Consider the following 19,078-nt stretch of genomic DNA (forward strand, 5'->3'; position numbering starts at 1 on the left):
GATCGCAGTTTCAATTGAAACTGCGATCCGACGAGGACGGCCGGGCCTGTCGCGCCGCTTCCCGGCTCAGCGGGTGCTGATCGCGTTGCGCCGCAGGGCCTTGTACACCAGCGCGTCGCAGAGCGCGAGCCAGCTCGCCTCGACGATGTTGCCGTGCACGCCCACCGTGGTCCACTCCTCCTCGCCGTCGCGGGATTCCACGAGCACGCGGGTGACCGCGTCGGTGCCTGGCGCGTCGATGAGGATGCGCACCTTGTAGTCGGCCAGCTCAACGGATTCCAGCCAGGGCAGGTGCGGGACCAGCGCCTTGCGCAGCGCCGCGTCGAGGGCGTTGACGGGCCCGTTCCCTTCGGCGGTGACGATCACGCGCTCCCCCGCGACGTGCACCTTGACCGTCGCTTCGGAAACCATCTCGCCGTCCGATCGGTGGTCGACCACGACGCGATAGGACTCCAGCTCGAACGGCGCCTCGACCGGATCGCCGTCGGCCACGGCGGCCATTTCGCCGCGCAGCAGCAGTTCCAGCGACGCGTCGGCCGCTTCGAAGGACCAGCCGCGCGCTTCCAGTTCCTTCACCCGGCGCACCGCGCCGGTGACGGCGGCCGGCGACTCCGCGAGGTCGAGGCCGAGCTCGGCGCCCTTGAGCTCCAGGCTGGCGCGCCCGGCCATCTCGGTGACCAGCACCCGCATCCCGTTGCCCACCAGCGCCGGATCGATGTGGTTGTACAGCTCGGGGTCCACTTTGATCGCGCTCGCGTGCAGCCCCGCCTTGTGCGCGAAGGTCGACTGGCCGACGTAGGCCTGGTGCGTGTCCGGTGCGAGGTTGGCGATCTCGGCCAGCGCGTGCGAAACCCTGGTCAGCTCGCGCAGCTCTCCCTCCGGCAACACCGGCATCTCCAGTTTCGCGGCGAGATTGCCGATCACGGCGAACAGATCCGCGTTGCCCGCCCGCTCCCCGTAGCCGTTGGCGGTGCACTGCACGTGGGTCGCGCCGGCCTGCACGGCGGCGACGCTGTTGGCCACCGCGCAGCCGGTGTCGTCCTGGCAGTGGATGCCGACGCGGAATCCCGTGCGCGACACGACTTCGCGCACCGTCTCGGCCAGTTGCAGCGGCAGCTGCCCGCCGTTGGTGTCGCACAGCACGACGACGTCGGCGCCCGCGCCGGCGGCGGCGTCCAGCACGCGCAGCGAGGTGTCGGGATCGAAGGCGTAGCCGTCGAAGAAGTGCTCGGCGTCGAGGAACACCCGGCGCCCCTCCCCCACCAGGTAGCGCACCGTGTCGGCGACCATCGCGCAGTTCTCGGCCACATCGGTGCGCAGCGCCCGCTCGATGTGCCGTCGGTCCGATTTGGCCACCAGGGTCACCACCGGGGCGCGCGACTCCAGCAGCGCCCGCACCTGCGGATCTTCGTCCACTTTGGTCCCGGCTCGCCGGGTGGAGCCGAAGGCGACGAGGGCGGCGTGCCGGAGTTCGAGTTCGCCTTCGGCGGCGCGGTGGAAGAACTCCGTGTCCTTGGGCAGCGCGCCGGGCCAGCCGCCTTCGATGAAGCCGACGCCCAGCGAATCCAGCAGCCGCGCGACGGCGAGCTTGTCGGTGACGGAGTAGGAAATGCCCTCGCGCTGCGCGCCGTCCCGCAGGGTCGTGTCGTAGACGTGGAAGTCGTCGCCCAGCGGCGTTCCGGCCGGGTTGGTGCGGGTCACTGGATTTCTCCCGTCGGCGTCGGAGATGGGGTGGAGCGGCAGCGCAGGCAACAAAAAAGACCCCCCGCAGAATGCGAGAGGTCAGCGCGCCGGGGTGCGGAGTCGTCTACCCGGCGCGCTCGCCAATAATGATCACACTGCGGAAAGCCACGCACCCATGCTGCCACAACCCGGCACCGGACCACCAGGTGACCGCGCCTTCCCACCATCCGGACGGGAACCGGCCTACTGCCCGGATTCGGCGCGGCGCTTGATCGCCGCCAGCCGCCGGTCCCACCGGGCGGCGCGGGACGCCAGCCAGCGCGCCGTCGCCGCCAGCGGCTCCGACCGGATCGCGAAGCGGACCTCCCGCCCCACCCGGGTCGAGGTCACCAGGCCCGCGTTCTCCAGCACCGCCAGGTGCTTGACGACCGCCTGCCGCGACACCGGCAGCGCGGCGGCCAGCGCCGTCGCGCTGGCCTCACCGCGCTCGCCGAGCAGGTCCACGAGCTGCCGCCTGGTCGGGTCGGCCAGCGCCGCCAGCACCTCGTCGACGTCACCGTGCTCCGTCACGCCTGCTGCTTCTCCACCTTCTGCTTGACCTCGTCCAGCACCTGCTCCCAGCCGCCGGTGTTGTCGTCGACGGCGCCGCGCCGCGTCTCCTCCGATGCGGCGAGCGCGGCGAACCCGCTCTCGACCACGCGCAGCCGGGTCGTTCCGCCCGCTTCGGTCAGGGTGAACTCGACCAGCGTCGAGTTGCCCGCCGCGGGGTCCTCGCCGGGGAAGGCGCTCGCCCAGCGGTAGGCGAGGTAGTGGTGGGGTTCCAGCTTCTCGATCAGCTGCGGGAAGTTGCCGTACTCGGCGTGCTCCGAAACCAGCCGGCTGCCCTCGCCGACCTCGACGCCGGTCGGATCCGCCTCGCCGAGCCAGAACTCGGGTTCCAGCAGCGCCGCCCACACCTGCTCGGCAGGCGCCTCGATGACGATCTCGCGTTCGATCCGGTCGGAAACCATGCCCACTCCAATCCACGGTTGTGCAACCCCAGGGTTGCACTCCGTCGCCCCATGTGCAACTCACAGGTTGCACATGGGGGCAACGAAGAGGGCGCCCCACCGGGGACGCCCTCAACGCGATGGACGAGATCAGGACTGCGGAGCGACCTCGCGGGAGGAGACCAGCGCCGCGAGGCGGTCGCCGATCGCGAAGGTCGCGCCCGGCGCCGAGTGGTCGCGGGTGGCCAGGTCGAACGCCACCGACGCCTCGACCCGCCTGGCGGCCTCGGTCAGGCCGACGTGGTCGAGCAGCATCGCGACCGACAGCACCGCCGCGGTCGGGTCCGCCACGCCCTGCCCGGCGATGTCCGGCGCGCTGCCGTGCACCGGCTCGAACATGCTCGGGTTGCGGCGGGTGGCGTCGATGTTGCCGCTGGCCGCCAGGCCGATGCCACCGGTGACGGCACCCGCCAGGTCGGTGATGATGTCGCCGAAGAGGTTGTCGGTGACGATCACGTCGAACCGGGACGGGTCGGTGACCAGGTGGATCGTGGTGGCGTCCACGTGCTGGTAGGCCACGGTGACGTCCGGGTACTGCAGCGAGACCTCTTCCACCACGCGCGACCACAAGGATCCGGCGTGGGTGAGCACGTTGGTCTTGTGCACCAGCGTCAGGTGCCTGCGCGGCCGGGAGGCGGCGCGGGCGAACGCGTCGCGCACCACCCGCTCCACGCCGAACGCGGTGTTGATGCTGACCTCGGTCGCGATCTCGTGCGTGGTGTCCTTGCGGAGCAGACCACCGTTGCCCGCGTACGGACCCTCGGTGCCCTCGCGGACCACGACCATGTCGATCTCGCCGGGGTCGGCCACCGGGCTCTTCACGCCCGGGTAGAGCCGGGCCGGCCGCAGGTTCACGTGGTGGTCGAGCTCGAAGCGCAGCCGCAGCAGCAGGCCGCGCTCCAGGATGCCGCTGGGCACCGTCGGGTCGCCGACGGCGCCGAGCAGGATCGCGTCGTGCTGGCGGAGTTCACCCAGCACGGACTCGGGCAGCAGCTCCCCGGTCGCGTGCCAGCGCGCCGCTCCCAGGTCGTAACGAGTGATCTCGGTATCCGGCACCACCTCACCGAGGACCTTGAGTGCCTCGGCAATAACCTCCGGCCCGATCCCGTCGCCGGGGATCACAGCGAGCCGCATCTACACACCTCCCGAGAACCACCCCGACCCGCGGGGCTCGAACTGTTGAGCCGAAGGCTACCGGCACGACTGCGGGCAGCGGCATGCCGGGCCCACCAAGTGGATGATATCTCCCGGAGTGTGGGACACCCATTGGAGTGAGATGACCATGGGTCCCTGGTACGACACGGGGGCCGTCCCACATCGTGGAACGGCCCCCGTGTCACTCGTCCGAGTTACTCGAAGCTGACGGTGCGCACGATGCGCGCACCGACCGCGGCGCCGATCGGCTCCAGCACGCCCGGCTCGACCGGACGGTCCACGCGCAGCAGCATGATCGCGTCCGAGCGCTCGGTGGTCTGGCTGACCATCGCCGCCTCGATGTTCACGCCGACCTCGCCGAGCAGGGTGCCGACCCGGCCCATCACGCCCGGCCGGTCCGGGTACTCCAGCAGCAGCACGTTGCCCTCGGCCCGCAGGTCGAAGTGCCGGCCGTTGACCTCGACCAGCTTCTCCACCTGGTTCGACCCGGACAGCGCGCCCGAGACCACGGCGGTGCGGCCGTCCGGCAGGCCCGCGCGCACCGACACCACGCTGCGGTGGTTCGGGCTCTCCGAGGAGGTCTTGACCTCCACCTGCACGCCCAGGTCCTCGGCCAGCTGCGGCGCGTTGACGAAGGTCACCTGGTTCTCCACGGCGCCGGCGAAGACGCCGCGCAGCGCCGCCAGCTGCAGCACCGAGACGTCCTCGTCGGCCAGCTCGCCGCGGGCCTCGATGGTCACCGAGCTCGGCGTGCTGCCGACCAGCGCGGCCAGCACCTGGCCCAGCTTCTGGGTCAGCGACAGGTACGGGCGGACCTCCTCGCCGACCACGCCGCCCTGCACGTTGACGGCGTCCGGCACGAAGTCGCCGCGCAGCGCCAGCCGCACCGAGCGGGCCACGTCGGTGCCCGCGCGGTCCTGCGCCTCCACGGTGGACGCGCCCAGGTGCGGGGTGACGACCACGTTGGACAGCTCGAACAGCGGGCTCTCGGTGGTCGGCTCGGTCTTGAAGACGTCGATGCCCGCGCCGCCGATCTGGCCGTTGCGCAGCGCGTCGACCAGCGCGTCCTCGTCGATCAGGCCGCCGCGGGCGGCGTTGACGACCAGCAGGCCCGGCTTGGCCTTCTTCAGCTCCTCGGCGCCGATGAGGCCGAGCGTCTCGGCGGTCTTGGGCAGGTGGATGGAGATCGCGTCGGCGCGGGCCAGCAGCTCGTCGAGCGTGACCAGCTCGATGCCCAGCTGCGCGGCGCGGCCCGCCGACACGTAGGGGTCGTAGGCGATCAGCTTGGTGCCGAAGGCGGCGACGCGCTGCGCGAACAGCTGACCGATCTTGCCCAGGCCGACCACGCCGACGGTCTTGCCGTTGAGCTCGACGCCGGTGTAGGAGCTGCGCTTCCACTCGCCGTTCTTGAGGCTGGCGTCGGCCTGCGCGACGTTGCGCGCCACCGCGAGCAGCAGTGCCATCGCGTGCTCGGCGGCCGAGACGATGTTGGAGGTGGGGGCGTTGACCACCATCACGCCGCGCTCGGTGGCGGCGGGCACCTCGACGTTGTCCAGGCCGACCCCGGCGCGGGCGACGACCTTGAGCTTCTTCGCCGCCGACAGCACCTCGGCGTCGACCTTGGTGGCGGAGCGGACCAGCAGCGCATCAGCGTCGGCGACGGCGTCGAGCAACGCCGGCCGGTCGGTGCCGTCCACGTTGCGGATCTCGACCTCGTCCCCGAGGGCGTCGATCACGGACGGTGCCAGCTTCTCGGCGATCAGGACGACAGGACGGCTTGCGTTGGTCACGGGCGAACTCCATTTTTGAAGATCACGGTCGGCACGGCGATGTGCCCGGACGGGGTCGAAGTTTAACGGGAGTTTGAGAAAGCGTTCACAAGGGTGTTGCCCGGATCACCGGTCCGGAATCCCCCGCCCGTTAAACCCGATTATTCGGCATTGTCGCAGATCAACCAGGCTGCGGACACAACGCGCAACGCCGCGGGGACGCGTTGTCACCCATGCGGCTGCCGGGCCGCCGGTCGCCCGAAGGCACGGCTGCCGCGCGCACCTGCCCGTGCGCGTTCCGGGGTGCTCTCGCGCCCCGAAGCACTCGCGGAACCACCCGCGCAACGCAGCTGCCGCGCGAGGCGCTCCGTGCTCGGATCACGGCTCGTCGAACTCGCCGTCCTTGGCTCCGGCGACGAACGCGTCCCACTCCTCGGGAGTGAAGACCAGGACCGGGCCCTCCGGTTCGGCTCCGTTGCGCATGCCGATGTAGCCGTCCACGAAGGCGATCTCGACGCCCGGCTCGTCCGGGTCGTCCGTGCTGGTGATCCACTCCGCGTCGGCGAAGTCGAGCTTGTGCCGGATGTGCGCCTTGTTGTCGACGATCTCGTTGTCTGCACTCACGATGCGTACCTTATCCCTCACCCGCAGCGACCGGTTTCCCCCTTTGGCAATGGGGAAAGCCAGTCCGGGAACCTACCGGGAAGGCCGAGGCCCGGTGATCCCTCGTGGGGCTCACCGGGCCTTTTCACATCGGCCGGACGCGCGGTCGGCGCGCCGCCGAAACTCAAATCCACTCACCAAGCCATCGGGCCGCATGCCAGCCCGACGAAGTGACGCCGTCAGGCAAGCGGCACGGCCGCTTCCGGCGGCAACCGCAGCCGCGACGCTCAAACCGGCACCTACGAAAGCGGTCGCATGCGCCGCAGGCGTATAGCCCACCCTCGCAGCTTGCGCCGCCGCGGGTTCTCAGACGTCGCCTGGCGAGGACAGCCCCGAAGCCGCGTATTGGTCATACACAAATCGGGGATCCCACAGTCCAGGCGGCGGCCGTAACTCCCGCAGGGGGGCCGCTACCCGCACCGCCACGACAGACGAGTCTGGAATCCAGAAATCACTTGTTGGTCCAGGACATCAGCGAACGCAGCTTCTTGCCGACCTCTTCGATCTGGTGGGCGTTGCCCTCGGCCTGCAGCTTGGTGAAGTTCGGGCGCCCGGCCTCGTCCTCGGCCACCCACTCCTTGGCGAAGGTGCCGTCCTGGACCTCGCTCAGGATCTTGCGCATCGACTCCTTGACGTGGGCGTCGATCACCCGCGGGCCGCGGCTGAGGTCGCCGTACTCGGCGGTGTCGCTGATCGAGTACCGCTGGCCGGCGATGCCGCCCTCCCACATCAGGTCCACGATCAGCTTGAGCTCGTGCAGGACCTCGAAGTAGGCGATCTCCGGCTGGTAGCCGGCCTCGACCAGCACCTCGAAGCCGGTCTGCACCAGGGCGCTCGCGCCACCGCAGAGGACCGCCTGCTCACCGAACAGGTCGGTCTCGGTCTCCTCCTTGAAGGTGGTCTTGATGACGCCGGCCCGCGCGCCACCGATGGCGGCGGCGTAGGACAGCGCCAGCGCCTGGGCGTTGCCGGAAGCGTCCTGCTCGACCGCGATCAGGCAGGGCACGCCCTTGCCGTCGACGAACTGGCGGCGCACCAGGTGGCCCGGGCCCTTCGGGGCGACCATCGCGACGTCGACGTCCGCCGGCGGCTGGATCAGGCCGTAGCGGATGTTGAAGCCGTGGCCGAAGAACAGCGCGTCGCCCTGCTTCAGGTTCGGCGCGATGTCGTTGGCGTAGATCTCGCGCTGCTTGGTGTCGGGCGCGAGGATCATGATCAGGTCGGCTTCCGCGGCGGCCTCGGCCGGGGTGAGCACCCGCAGGCCCTCCTCCTCCGCCTTGGCGCGCGACTTGGAGCCCTCCGGGAGGCCGACCCGGACGTCGACACCCGAGTCCCGCAGGCTCAGGGCGTGGGCGTGGCCCTGGCTGCCGTAGCCGATGACCGCGACCTTGCGCCCCTGGACGATGCCCAGGTCGGCGTCCGCGTCGTAGAAGATTTCAACTGCCATGGTGATTCAGCGTTTCCTTTCGGGACTTCTTCGTACCCGCCGCCGAATGCGGTGGCCTTCTCGCCCGGGGTACCCGCCAGGACGGCTCCGCGGACGAATTCGGCGACAGGTTCTTCGGTTTTCGGCCCTGTGGCGGGGGCGCCGGATCAGCGCACTGCAGTGGCCGTGATGGAACGCGGGCCACGCCCGATCGCGATCGTTCCCGACTGCACCATCTCGCGAACGCCGTAAGGTTCCAGCATTCGCAGCAGCGCGTCGAGCTTATCGGCGGTACCGGTGGCCTCGATGGTCAGCGCCTCCGGCGAGACGTCCACCACTTTCGCGCGGAACAGCTGCACCGTCTCCAGCACCTGGCTGCGCACCGACGCGTCGGCGCGGACCTTGACCAGCAGCAGCTCCCGCTGCACCGCGGCATCGGTCTCCAGCTCCACGATCTTGATCACGTTGACCAGCTTGTTGAGCTGCTTGGTGACCTGTTCGAGCGGCTGGTCGGAGACGGCGACCACGATCGTCATCCGGGAGATCTCCGGGTGCTCGGTCGGGCCGACCGCGAGGGACTCGATGTTGAAGCTGCGCCGGGAGAACAGGCCGGACACCCGGGCCAGCACCCCGGGGACGTTCTCCACCAGCACGCTCAGCGTGTGTCGGGTCATGGGCGCAGTCCCGCCTCTCCGAGATTTGCAGTTGTGGTTGCGTCCAGCTCAATCGCTCGTTTCGAGGTTCCTCGTGGCTGGTTTGCGTCACGTTCCCCTGAGGTGCGGTTGAGCAGGACCGGAGTTGCCGCAGGGCCGCTCATGCTTCCTCCTCGTCGAACAAGGGGCGGATGCCGCGCGCCGCCATGATCTCGTCGTTTCCGGTGCCCGCGGCCACCATCGGCCACACCTGGGCGTCCTTGCCCACCACGAAGTCGATCACGACGGGTCGGTCGTTGATCTCCATCGCCCGCTGGATGACGCTGTCGACGTCCTCTTTGGACTCGCACCGCAGGCCCGCGCAGCCGTAGGCCTCGGCCAGCAGTTTGAAGTCCGGGATGCGGTGCTTGTGGGTGCCGAGGTCACTGTGTGAGTAGCGCTCGGCGTAAAACAGGTTCTGCCACTGCCGGACCATACCGAGGTTGCCGTTGTTGATGACGGCCACCTTGATGGGGATGTCCTCGATCGCGCAGGTGGCGAGCTCCTGGTTGGTCATCTGGAAGCAGCCGTCGCCGTCGATGGCCCACACGGCCTTGTCCGGCACGCCGGCCTTGGCGCCCATCGCGGCGGGCACCGCGTAGCCCATGGTCCCGAGGCCACCGGAGTTCAGCCAGGTGCGCGGGTTCTCGTAGCCGACGAACTGCGCGGCCCACATCTGGTGCTGGCCGACGCCGGCGGCGTAGATCGCGTCCGGCCCGACCAGCTTGCCCAGGCGCTCGATGACGTACTCCGGCGACAGGCTGCCGTCGGTCGGCCACTGGTAGCCCAGCGGGAACCGCTTGCGCAGGTCGTCGAGGTCCGCCCGCCAGGTCGTCAGGTCCGCGGTGCCGTGCTGCTCGGTGGCCGCGGCGACGGCGTCGATCAGCTCGGCGATGACCTCCTTGCAGTCGCCGACGATCGGCACGTCCGCGTAGCGGTTCTTGGAGATCTCCGCCGGGTCGATGTCGGCGTGCACGACCTTGGCCTCCGGCGCGAACGACGACAGCTGGCCGGTAACCCGGTCGTCGAAGCGGGTGCCCAGCGCGATCAGCAGATCGGCGCGCTGCATCGCGGCGACCGCGGAGACCGTGCCGTGCATGCCGGGCATGCCCAGGTGCTGCGGGTGCGAGTCGGGGAACGCGCCGCGCGCCATCAGCGTGGTGACCACCGGGATGCCGGTGCGCTCGGCCAGCTGCCGCAGCTCGGCGTGCGCCTCGGCCTTGATGACCCCGCCGCCGACGTAGAGCACCGGGCGGTGCGCCTCGGTGATCAGCTTGGCGGCCTCCCGGACCTGCTTGCCGTGCGGCTTGCTGGTCGGCCGGTAGCCGGGCAGCTTCATCTCCGGCGGCCAGGAGAACGACATGGTCGCCTGCTGGACGTCCTTGGGGATGTCCACCAGCACCGGGCCGGGGCGGCCGCTGGCGGCGATGTAGAACGCCTCCGCGATGACCCGCGGCAGGTCATCGGGATCGGTGACCAGGAAGTTGTGCTTGGTGATCGGCAGCGTGATGCCGCAGATGTCGGCTTCCTGGAAGGCGTCGGTGCCGATCAGGCCGGTGCTCTGCTGACCGGTGATCGCGACGATCGGGACCGAGTCCATGTTGGCGTCGGCGAGCGCGGTGACCAGGTTCGTCGCCCCCGGGCCGGACGTCGCCATGCACACGCCGACCTTGCCGGTGGCCTGCGCGTAGCCGGTGGCCGCGTGCCCGGCGCCCTGCTCGTGGCGCACCAGGACGTGCCGGACCTTCTTCGAGTCGAGGAGCGGGTCGTAGGAGGGGAGGATCGTGCCGCCTGGAATCCCGAAGACGATCTCGCAGCCGACGGCCTCCAGCGAGCGCACCAGTGCCTGCGCACCGGTCATCTTCACTGGAGCACCGCTGGGCGGCGCGGGCTTGGGACGGCGTCCTGGCGGGGGCGCCGGGACCGGATTCTGCCGAGTATTGGCGCTGGTCATCGGGTCTGCCTCGGGGTCGGGAGTTGGACCGGACACGAAAAAACCCCCGCAGACCCCAATAGGCCTGACGAGGGTTGGCGCGTCGACGCTGCGAACTTCCTAGGCGTCGACGCGCCGGGGAAGTACGAGAATGTCGTGCAGTCGCAGCATGGCTAGGACGTTAATCAAAGCGACCCGCGACGTCAAACCATGCGGGACGATCTTCCCGCATCGTGGACGCCTGAGATCGCTCAGCGCGACCCCGATCGCGACGATAATCCCAGCTCAGCGACGCCGTCCAGGATGGTCCGCGCGGTGAGATGTGACGTGCGACGCGTGGGCCGTGCGCGTCGCGGCGGTCACGCTGACGGCGGATCGCCGGCGGCGTTCGGCCGCCCACGGGTACGGGAACCGCAGGTGAGACCATCGGGACGTGAGCGAGACCCCGCAGGAGCCCGAGCAGCCCGACGCCAAGCAGCCCGCCCCGGAGCCGTCCGGCACCCAGTCCTCCGACGCGGAGCAGGCCGCTGAGCGCTCCGATGATGAGCGGACCGCCGAGTCCGCCGACGCGGAGCAGGCCGCCCCGGCGGAGCCCGAGGGACCGAAGTCCCTGACGTTCCGGATCACGCCGGTGGCGCTGCTGGGCGTGCTGGCGGTCATCATCTGCGCCACCCCGCTGGCCACCACCGCGGGCACCTGGGCGCTGCTGATCTACCTGATCCCGCTCGGGCTGGCGGTGTGGATCCTGCGCACCCGCACCACGTTCGACGCCCAGCAGGTGGTGGCGCGCACCATGTTCGGCCGCACCAAGTTCGGCTGGGACGACGTGGTGTCGCTGCGGCTGGACGAGAAGCGCTGGCTCAAGGCCGTGCTGCGCTCCGGCAAGGAGGTCCAGCTCCCCGCGGTGCGGGTGCGCGACCTGCCGCGAGTGGCGGCGATCAGCGGTGGGCGGCTGCCCGACCCGACCACGCAGGAGTAATGTCGGCCGCACCGCAACTTCCCGCGCCCACAAGGCGCGGTCCGGTCCGGTGGGCGAATGCAATCGCGTTACCGTCAGGCAAGTGGCGAAGCCACTTCCGGTGGTAGACCGCAGCTGCGACGCCCCCGATTCCATGTGCGGAGCCACCGCAAGCGGCGAAGCCGATTAGCCCACCCCCGCAACTCGCACCGCCGCGGGTTCTCAGAAGTCTTCTCGCGAGGACAGCCCCGACGCGTCGTATTGGTCATACGTGTGTCGGGGATCCCGGAGTCGAGAAGACTTCTGTAACTCCCGCAGGGGGGCCGCTACCGGCACCGCTACGAAAAACGAGCCTGGAACTCTTTACGAAGAAGGTCGATATGCCTCAGTTGCGCTCTCGCACCACGACGCACGGACGGAATGCCGCCGGCGCCCGCTCGCTGTGGCGTGCCACCGGCATGACCGACGACGACTTCGGCAAGCCCATCGTGGCGATCGCCAACTCCTACACCCAGTTCGTGCCCGGCCACGTGCACCTGCGCGACCTCGGTGACGTGGTCGCCGCCACCATCCGCGAGGCCGGGGGCGTGCCGCGCGAGTTCCACACCATCGCCGTGGACGACGGCATCGCGATGGGCCACAGCGGGATGCTCTACTCGCTGCCCTCGCGCGAGCTGATCGCCGACTCGGTGGAGTACATGGTCAACGCGCACCAGGCCGACGCGCTCGTGTGCATCTCCAACTGCGACAAGATCACGCCCGGCATGCTCAACGCCGCGATGCGGCTGAACATCCCGGCGGTGTTCGTCTCCGGCGGGCCGATGGAGGCCGGCAAGGCGGTCGTGGTGGATGGCGTGGCGCAGGCGCCGACCGACCTGATCACGGCGATCTCGGCGTCCGCGAGCCCGGCGGTGGACGAGGACGGGCTCTCGGAGGTCGAGCGGTCGGCCTGCCCGACGTGCGGTTCGTGCTCGGGCATGTTCACCGCGAACTCGATGAACTGCCTCACCGAGGCCCTCGGCCTGGCGCTGCCCGGCAACGGGTCCACGCTGGCGACCCACGCCGCGCGCCGCGCCCTGTTCGAGGAGGCCGGCCGCACGGTGGTGCGCATCGCGAAGCGCTACTACGGCGAGGACGACGAGTCGGTGCTGCCGCGCTCGGTCGCGAACAAGAAGGCGTTCGAGAACGCGATGGCGCTGGACATGGCCATGGGCGGGTCCACGAACACGGTGCTGCACACGCTGGCGGCGGCGCTCGAGGGCGAGATCGACTTCTCGCTGGACGACATCGCGGAGACCAGCCGCCGGGTGCCGTGCCTGTCGAAGGTGAGCCCGAACTCCGACTACCACATGGAAGACGTGCACCGGGCCGGCGGCATCAGCGCGATCATGGGCGAGCTCGACCGGGCGGGCCTGCTGCACCGCGACGTCTCGTCGGTGCACAGCGCGAGCCTGACCGAGTGGCTGTCCAAATGGGACATCCGCGGCGAGTCGCCGTCGGCGGAGGCCATCGAGCTGTTCCACGCGGCGCCGGGCGGGGTGCGCACCACGAAGGCGTTCTCCACGGAGAACCGCTGGTCCTCTTTGGACACCGACGCCGCGAACGGCTGCATCCGCGATGTCGCGCACGCCTACACCGCCGACGGCGGCCTGGCGGTGCTCAAGGGCAACCTCGCCGAGGAAGGCGCGGTGATCAAGACCGCCGGTGTCGAGGAGGAGCTCTGGCACTTCCAGGGTCCGGCGCGCGTGGTGGAGAGCCAGGAGCAGGCCGTGTCGGTGATCCTGAACAAGGAGATCCAGCCGGGCGAGGTGCTGGTGGTCCGCTACGAGGGTCCGGCGGGCGGGCCGGGCATGCAGGAGATGCTGCACCCGACGGCCTTCCTGAAGGGCTCGGGCCTGGGCAAGAAGTGCGCGCTGATCACCGACGGCCGGTTCTCCGGCGGTTCGTCGGGCCTGTCGATCGGCCACATCTCCCCGGAGGCGGCCAACGGCGGCGCGATCGGCCTGGTGGAGAACGGCGACCAGATCCTGATCGACGTCCGCGAGCGCAAGCTGGAACTGCTCGTCCCCGACGAGGTCCTGGCCGAGCGCCGCGCCAAGATGGACGCCGGCGAGCACCCGTGGCAGCCGGTGGGCCGCGACCGCAAGGTCACGGCGGCGCTGCGCGCCTACGCCCGCTTCGCCACGTCCGCCTCCTACGGAGCGGTCCGCGACGTCAACAAGTGATCGACCTGCCGAACGCGAGGGGCACCCGTCACCGGGTGCCCCTTTCGCTTTGCCCTGAACGGACGGCCGCCGCTTTGTACCGTTGGTCCGTCCGGTGCCGTCTGGGAAGCCCTTCGGCGCCGAGGAACCCGGCCCCGACCTCAAGTCCCGGTTCTACGGCAACGAGGGCGAAACCCTCGACTACGTCTACGAAATCGAGGGTGACGTGCTCACCATCTGGGGCGGCGAGAAGGGGTCGCCGGCGCACTACCGCGCCCACTTCAGCGCCGACGGCGACACCATCGCCGGGGACTGGGTCTGGCCGGGCGGCGGCTACCACGCCGAGCAGACCCGGATCCGGTAGCGCCTCGCGAAAGACGAAGCGGGGGCGCGCACTCGGCGTGCGCGCCCCCGCTTCCGGGTCGTCCCGCGGTCAGGGGCGGTGGAACAGGATCAGGACCGCTGCGGACGCGGCCGCCGCGATGATCAGGGCGATGAACCCGAAGATCAGCGGACGGCGGAACCACACCCGCCCGTAGTCCAGCGCCACCCGGCCGGGGCCGGTGAACATCAGGCCGAGGCCCAGCACACCGAGCGTCGCCTCCAGCTCGAAACCACCGGAGGCGGCGAAGAACCCGGCGCCGAGCTTGAGGAATATCGCGTTGCCCATCACGCCGACGATGCCGGCGGCGGCCAGCGGCGTGAACAGGCCCAGCACCAGCAGCGCGCCCGCGCCGAGCTCGGTGCCGCCGGTGATCAGGGCCAGCATGGCGCTGTTCTCGAAGCCCATCTTGCCCAGCGCCATGGCGAAGCCGTCCGGGCCGGGACCGCCGAGGATGCCGAAGAGCTTCTGCGCGCCGTGAGCGAGGAAGATCCCGCCCAGCGCCAGCCGCAGGATCAGCAGGCCGAGGTCGGTGCCCGCGTTCCAGCCGAAGGGCTTGCGCGGGTCGCCGCCGAGGTCGTCGTAGTAGTCGCTCGACGCGCTGCTGCGGTCGACCACGGACGTGGCTTCGGCGTCGCTGTAGCCGTCATCGTCGTCGTAGTAGTTGTACTTCTGCGCGCTGAGGCTCTGCGTGCTCCGCGCACTTGGTGCGCCTTGCGCGGCACTCGGTGCACCCTTCGAACCCGCTCCGGGTTGCTGGGCGTGCGCGCCGTAGTTGCGATCGTCGGGGTAGCCGCCCGCACCGCCGGGGCGATCGTCGTGAATGCTCACGCCGGACGAGGCTAGGGCATGGTCACCCCAACGTGCGAGTCTTTCCGGCAAAAGCTTCCCGACACGTGATTTGTTCGATACTGCGCACACCCGGCTGGGGGAAAATGGTTCGATGGCCGATCAGCTGTTCCGGGAGTTCGACGTTTCCGCAGGTGGCGCGCGGCCCCGGGAATGGGCGTCCGCGCATTGGGCGCCGGAGACCGCAGCGCCGCAGGCGGTCCTGATGTGCCCGGAGCTCGGTACCGCGCCCGAAATTCTTCCGGTGGATTCGTCGGCCCGAATGCTGGGCTGGACACCGGAGAACAACCATTCGGGCACGCTCGGTGATCAAGTGGACGGCGCTTTGGCCGTGCTCGACGACGCGGAGGTGAAGGACTGCACCGTCGTCGGCTGGTCGGCGGGCACGGTGGTGGCGGTCGAGCTCGCCCGGCGGTTCCCGGACCGGGTCCGCGGCCTGATGCTCCTCGCCGGGCCGCCGACGGCGGCCGCGGACGCGCTGCTCGGGGCGCTCGGCGTGCCGGAGCTCGCCCGGCGGCTGCTCGCCGCGGGCGGCTCCGCCTCGCTGCAGGTCTTCGGCGGCCTGTTGACGTCGATCACGTCCCGGCTGCCGGTCACGGAACTCGCGGCGCAGCTCGTACGATGCAGCGGCCTGCTGCGCCCCGAGGTGGACCGGGAGGTCGCCGCGGCGGTGCTCCGGCAACTGCTGCCCCAGGACTGGCAGTGGCACCTGGCGATGGGCCTCGCGTGGAGCGCATCGGCACGGACCCAGGTGACGGGGCTGAGCTGCCCGCTGACCGTCCTCACTGGACGGCACGACGTGCTGGCGGACTTCGCCGGCACCGCCAGGGCGGTCGCGGCGCTGCCGCAGGCGAGGGTGCGGCAGCTGGCGACGTCGCACTTCATCCCGTTCGAAGCCCCCGACCTGGTGCGCGAGGAGCTGGCCCTGCTGCTGCGCCGGGTGGAAGCGGTCGAGTGCGCCCGGCTCGGCATCGACCCGCCACCGCCGCCGGTCCGGCGGATCAGCCTGCGCCTCCCGGAGCCGGGCCCGCGCCGCCGCGCCGAACACCCCGACCACTGAACCCCGAACTTCCACATCCCGGAACCCGAGACCCGTTTGCCGCAATTTCCATTGAAATCGAAGGTCCGATTTCCATTGAAATTGCGGACCGGCACCGCGGGCGGAGCCGGGAAGCGTGTTGAGCACCGTCTCACCCCGGGTTCACCCGTCGGCCGATAGGGTCGGACGTCGTGGCCGCCTCGTTTCGCATGCGTCGTCTTCTGCTGGGCATGACCGCCGTGCTCGGCACGCTGCTGGCCGGCTGCGCGCAGTTCCCCGACGAGCACCCCCGGCCGTGGGGCGACCCGCCCTCGCTGGAGCCGCAGGCCGGCCCCCAGCCCTCCTTCGAGAACGAGTCCTCGCCGCCGCCGGAATCCGGCAGCTCGCCGCAGCAGCCGAACGCGCCGGTCGGGTGCGAGGATCCCGACCCGGCGGTGGTGGCCACCTGCCTGGATCCGGTCGGCGCGATCGCGGTGCTGCCCGGCGGCCAGGCCGCGCTCGTCGGCGAGCGCGCCACCGGGCGGGTGCTGCGCGTGCAGCGCGGCACGAAACCCGTTGAACTGGCCCGCATTCCGGTCGATCCGAGCGGCGGTGGCGGGCTCACCGGGCTCGCCCTCTCCCCCACGTACCACGAGGACGAGCTGTTCTACGCCTACGTCACGACCCGCAGCGACAACCAGGTCGTCCGGGTCGCGGCCGGAGACCGGCCCAAGCCGGTGCTGACCGGCATCCCGAAGGGGTCGACGGGCAACGCGGGGGCGATGCTCGACGACGGCCAGGGCTCGCTGCTGATCGCCACCGGCAACGCGGGCAGCCCGGCCAACGCCGCGAATCCGCAGTCGCTGGCCGGCAAGGTGCTGCGCATCGACAGTTCCGGCAAGCCCGCGGCGGGCAACCCGAACCCCACGTCGCCGGTGGTCGCCGCCGGACTGGCCTCGCCGGGCGGGCTGTGCGGCACGCCCGCGCTGGGCATGTACTGGGTGACCGACCGCAGCGGCGGCCAGGACGCCCTGTACCGGGTGCAGCTCGGCGAGCCGCTGGGGGCGCCGGCGTGGACCTGGGCGGAGCGGCCCGGGGTGGCGGGGTGCGCCGCCGACCCGGCGCAGGTCGTGGTGGCGCTGACCGACGCCGCAGCGCTGTACACGCTGCACCCGGCGCCGGACGGCAGCTTCACCGGCCAGCCGACGAAGGTCATGGAGAAGACCTACGGGCGCTTCTCCGCCGCCGCGCTCGGCCCGGACGGCCTGATCTGGCTGGGCACGGCGAACAAGGACGGCGGCCAGCCGATCTCCAGCGACGACCGCGCCCTGCGCATCGAGTCCCCGTCCGCCGGCTCCGCGGGCAAGGACTGACCCCGGCAACCCAAGGCTTGTGCGTGCTTTCTGCTGCTACAGAGTGAATGTCGTGGTGGTAGCGCGGGGTCTTGTCTTTGAAGCGGCGCAGCCGCTTAGCCCACCCTCGCGACTCACACCGCCGCGGGTTCTCGGGGAACCCCTCGCGAGGACAGCCCCGACGTGGCGAATTGGCTGATGCCGGGGATCCCACAGCGAGAAGGAACCTGAACTTCCGCCACCCGCACCGCCACCCTGAGCGAGTCCGGAAGCAGAGACAGAAAGTGCGCACGGAGGACCGACCGCCTACTTGCCGTTGAGGCCCCGGTGCGTCAGGTCGGTGAGCAGGTCGATGGCCTGCTCGTCCGCCAGCCCTTCGGTCAGCGGGCTGCCCGACGACCAGGACGCCGCGCTGCCCGCTCTGCAACGCCTGCTCGACGAATTCTCCGGCCGCACGGACCTCCGGCTGCACGACCTGACGTGGTCCACCGCGTGGCGGGCGAACATGCGGCTGGCGCGGCAGTTCCGGCGCGGCCGCGTCTTCCTCGTCGGCGACGCAGCGCACGTGCATCCGCCGACCGGCGGCCAGGGCCTGAACACCGGCGTGCAGGACGCCTACAACCTCGGCTGGAAGCTGGCCGACGGAGATCACGACCTGCTCGACAGCTACGAAGCGGAACGCCTCCCGGTCGCCGCCTCGGTGCTCGGGATCAGTACCGCACTCCTGCGCAAGCACACCGATGGCCACGAGGACGCGTACCGCCGCGGGACGGAGACCCGGCAGCTGGCCGCACCGAGCCGCTGGCGCACGACGAGCGGGCGGAGCGCGGCCGCGTGCAGGCCGGCGACCGGGCGCCGGATTCGCCCGTGGGCGACGGCGTGCGCCTCTTCGACCTGTTCCGGGGCCCGCACCGGACGCTGTTGGCATTCGGCGCGGAGCCGCCGGAAACCGGCACCGACGTGCACGCCCACCGGATCGATCGGTCCCATGTGGACGCTTGGCGGGCCTACGACGTGGCCGCCGGGACGCTCGTGCTGGTGCGGCCGGACGGCCACATCGGCCGGATCACCGAGGCCGCGGGCACTCGCCCATCCGGCCGGTGACGGGCCCCGCCGCGCCGTGCCACCCTCCGTTGAACGATCGTTCAGCGAAGGGTGGAGAGATGTTGCGGTTGCAGGACAGGGTCGCGCTGATCACCGGCGGTGCGGGCGGAATCGGCCGGCAGACCTCCCTCAGGCTGGCCGCGGAAGGCGCGGCGGTCGTGGTCACCGACATCCAGGACGAGGCCGGGGCCGCCGTCGCCGCCGAGATCCGCGACGACGGCGGAAGGTCGCTTTTCGTGCACCACGACGTCGCCGACGAGGCCGCGTGGACGGCCGCGGTCCGGGCCGCCGTCGAGGAGTTCGGCGGCCTGGACATCCTGGTCAACAACGCCGGGATCGCCGACCGCGGCACCATCGAGGACACCACGGCGGAGAGCTACGAACGCACCATCGCGGTCACCCAGACCAGCGTGTTCCTGGGCATGCGGGCCGCCGCCGAGGCGCTACGCGCCTCCGAGCACGCGTCGGTGATCAACATCAGTTCGATCTTCGGCGCCAGCGGTGGCTTCGGCACCAGCCCGGCCTACCACGCGGCGAAGGGCGCGGTCCGGCTGCTCACCAAGAACGCCGCGCTGCAGTGGGCCGATGCGGGGATCCGGGTGAACTCGGTGCATCCCGGGTTCATCGACACCGCGATCCTGGACGGCGTCCGCGGCACCGACCGGGAGGCGGCGATGCTGGCGGTGACGCCGCTGGGCCGCCTCGGCCGCCCGGCCGAGGTCGCGGCGGCCGTCGCCTACCTCGCCGGCGACGACGCGTCCTTCACCACGGGTTCCGAGCTCTACGTCGACGGCGGCTACCTCGCCCGCTGACCCCACCCCGCAGTTTCAATTGAAACTGC

At 70.6% G+C, this 19,078-nt stretch carries 18 protein-coding genes and 1 pseudogene; 8 read left to right on the top strand and 11 right to left on the bottom strand.

What is annotated here, in order from left to right; genetic code table 11:
• Positions 1-66: 66 nt before the first annotated feature.
• The 9 genes from cimA to ACWEV3_RS32655 form a co-directional block, all read right to left on the bottom strand.
• The gene (gene cimA, locus ACWEV3_RS32615) at positions 67-1,701 is read right to left on the bottom strand and encodes a citramalate synthase (RefSeq protein ID WP_452617568.1); all 1,635 of its coding nucleotides are present in this window, start codon (positions 1,699-1,701) and stop codon (positions 67-69) included.
• A gap of 225 nt (positions 1,702-1,926) precedes the next feature.
• Positions 1,927-2,253, bottom strand: coding sequence for an ArsR/SmtB family transcription factor (locus ACWEV3_RS32620; protein WP_452617569.1), 327 nt, complete (start codon positions 2,251-2,253; stop codon positions 1,927-1,929).
• The gene (locus ACWEV3_RS32625) at positions 2,250-2,693 is read right to left on the bottom strand and encodes an SRPBCC family protein (RefSeq protein ID WP_452617570.1); all 444 of its coding nucleotides are present in this window, start codon (positions 2,691-2,693) and stop codon (positions 2,250-2,252) included. Before ACWEV3_RS32625 ends, ACWEV3_RS32620 begins: the two co-directional genes overlap by 4 nt.
• 129 nt (positions 2,694-2,822) lie before the next feature.
• Entirely contained in the window at positions 2,823-3,866 is a 1,044-nt protein-coding gene (locus ACWEV3_RS32630) for a 3-isopropylmalate dehydrogenase (RefSeq protein ID WP_452617571.1), read from the bottom strand.
• A gap of 215 nt (positions 3,867-4,081) precedes the next feature.
• The gene (gene serA, locus ACWEV3_RS32635; RefSeq protein WP_358575678.1) at positions 4,082-5,677 is read right to left on the bottom strand and encodes a phosphoglycerate dehydrogenase; all 1,596 of its coding nucleotides are present in this window, start codon (positions 5,675-5,677) and stop codon (positions 4,082-4,084) included.
• Between the two features lie 357 nt (positions 5,678-6,034).
• Positions 6,035-6,280 (bottom strand): DUF397 domain-containing protein, encoded by a 246-nt coding sequence (locus ACWEV3_RS32640; RefSeq protein ID WP_452617572.1) that lies wholly within the window; start codon positions 6,278-6,280, stop codon positions 6,035-6,037.
• Positions 6,281-6,770: 490 nt separating this feature from the next.
• Positions 6,771-7,766: a ketol-acid reductoisomerase gene (gene ilvC, locus ACWEV3_RS32645; RefSeq protein WP_132484696.1), complete on the bottom strand. Its 996-nt coding sequence runs from the start codon at positions 7,764-7,766 to the stop codon at positions 6,771-6,773.
• Between the two features lie 146 nt (positions 7,767-7,912).
• The gene (gene ilvN / locus ACWEV3_RS32650; RefSeq protein WP_093262582.1) at positions 7,913-8,419 is read right to left on the bottom strand and encodes an acetolactate synthase small subunit; all 507 of its coding nucleotides are present in this window, start codon (positions 8,417-8,419) and stop codon (positions 7,913-7,915) included.
• Between the two features lie 139 nt (positions 8,420-8,558).
• Complete coding sequence (locus ACWEV3_RS32655) at positions 8,559-10,304, bottom strand: acetolactate synthase large subunit (RefSeq protein ID WP_452617573.1); 1,746 nt, start codon at positions 10,302-10,304, stop codon at positions 8,559-8,561.
• A 499-nt stretch (positions 10,305-10,803) separates the two neighbouring features.
• On the opposite strand from ACWEV3_RS32655, the gene ACWEV3_RS32660 reads away from it, so the two are divergent.
• From ACWEV3_RS32660 to ACWEV3_RS32670, 3 genes are all read left to right on the top strand, one after another.
• Entirely contained in the window at positions 10,804-11,349 is a 546-nt protein-coding gene (locus ACWEV3_RS32660) for a PH domain-containing protein (protein WP_452617574.1), read from the top strand.
• 359 nt (positions 11,350-11,708) lie between these two features.
• Positions 11,709-13,553: a dihydroxy-acid dehydratase gene (gene ilvD, locus ACWEV3_RS32665; protein WP_452617575.1), complete on the top strand. Its 1,845-nt coding sequence runs from the start codon at positions 11,709-11,711 to the stop codon at positions 13,551-13,553.
• A gap of 94 nt (positions 13,554-13,647) precedes the next feature.
• Positions 13,648-13,896, top strand: coding sequence for a hypothetical protein (locus ACWEV3_RS32670; RefSeq protein WP_452617576.1), 249 nt, complete (start codon positions 13,648-13,650; stop codon positions 13,894-13,896).
• A gap of 69 nt (positions 13,897-13,965) precedes the next feature.
• Here ACWEV3_RS32670 and ACWEV3_RS32675 read toward each other — a convergent pair whose 3' ends face one another.
• A complete protein-coding gene (locus tag ACWEV3_RS32675; protein WP_452617577.1) occupies positions 13,966-14,745 on the bottom strand; it encodes a DoxX family protein in 780 nt (259 codons plus the stop codon).
• A 112-nt stretch (positions 14,746-14,857) separates the two neighbouring features.
• On the opposite strand from ACWEV3_RS32675, the gene ACWEV3_RS32680 reads away from it, so the two are divergent.
• Both ACWEV3_RS32680 and ACWEV3_RS32685 read left to right on the top strand, forming a co-directional pair.
• Positions 14,858-15,823: an alpha/beta fold hydrolase gene (locus tag ACWEV3_RS32680; RefSeq protein ID WP_452617578.1), complete on the top strand. Its 966-nt coding sequence runs from the start codon at positions 14,858-14,860 to the stop codon at positions 15,821-15,823.
• 170 nt (positions 15,824-15,993) lie between these two features.
• On the top strand, positions 15,994-17,154 hold the full coding sequence (locus ACWEV3_RS32685; RefSeq protein WP_452617579.1) for a PQQ-dependent sugar dehydrogenase: 1,161 nt from the start codon (positions 15,994-15,996) through the stop codon (positions 17,152-17,154).
• Between the two features lie 285 nt (positions 17,155-17,439).
• On the opposite strand, the gene ACWEV3_RS32690 is transcribed toward ACWEV3_RS32685, so the two are convergent.
• Positions 17,440-17,589, bottom strand: a complete 150-nt coding sequence (locus tag ACWEV3_RS32690; protein WP_452617580.1) for a hypothetical protein — start codon at positions 17,587-17,589, stop codon at positions 17,440-17,442.
• Positions 17,590-17,608: 19 nt separating this feature from the next.
• On the opposite strand from ACWEV3_RS32690, the pseudogene ACWEV3_RS32695 reads away from it, so the two are divergent.
• From ACWEV3_RS32695 to ACWEV3_RS32705, 3 genes and pseudogenes are all read left to right on the top strand, one after another.
• A pseudogene (locus ACWEV3_RS32695) lies at positions 17,609-17,779 on the top strand (FAD-dependent monooxygenase); the annotation flags it as partial.
• Between the two features lie 188 nt (positions 17,780-17,967).
• Positions 17,968-18,237: an aromatic-ring hydroxylase C-terminal domain-containing protein gene (locus ACWEV3_RS32700; protein ID WP_452617581.1), complete on the top strand. Its 270-nt coding sequence runs from the start codon at positions 17,968-17,970 to the stop codon at positions 18,235-18,237.
• Between the two features lie 59 nt (positions 18,238-18,296).
• Positions 18,297-19,049 (top strand): SDR family NAD(P)-dependent oxidoreductase, encoded by a 753-nt coding sequence (locus ACWEV3_RS32705; RefSeq protein WP_452617582.1) that lies wholly within the window; start codon positions 18,297-18,299, stop codon positions 19,047-19,049.
• Positions 19,050-19,078: the final 29 nt, after the last annotated feature.

The sequence above is a fragment of the Saccharopolyspora sp. NPDC003752 genome (assembly GCF_053605825.1).

What these genes read in the sequence shown, in the direction of transcription:
- ACWEV3_RS32625 (WP_452617570.1), bottom strand. Translation starts at nt 2,693, where the DNA reads ATGGTTTCCGACCGGATCGAACGCGAGATCGTCATCGAGGCGCCTGCC.
- ACWEV3_RS32630 (WP_452617571.1), bottom strand. Translation starts at nt 3,866, where the DNA reads ATGCGGCTCGCTGTGATCCCCGGCGACGGGATCGGGCCGGAGGTTATT.
- ilvC (WP_132484696.1), bottom strand. Translation starts at nt 7,766, where the DNA reads ATGGCAGTTGAAATCTTCTACGACGCGGACGCCGACCTGGGCATCGTC.
- ilvN (WP_093262582.1), bottom strand. Translation starts at nt 8,419, where the DNA reads ATGACCCGACACACGCTGAGCGTGCTGGTGGAGAACGTCCCCGGGGTG.
- ilvD (WP_452617575.1), top strand. Translation starts at nt 11,709, where the DNA reads ATGCCTCAGTTGCGCTCTCGCACCACGACGCACGGACGGAATGCCGCC.
- ACWEV3_RS32680 (WP_452617578.1), top strand. Translation starts at nt 14,858, where the DNA reads ATGGCCGATCAGCTGTTCCGGGAGTTCGACGTTTCCGCAGGTGGCGCG.
- ACWEV3_RS32705 (WP_452617582.1), top strand. Translation starts at nt 18,297, where the DNA reads ATGTTGCGGTTGCAGGACAGGGTCGCGCTGATCACCGGCGGTGCGGGC.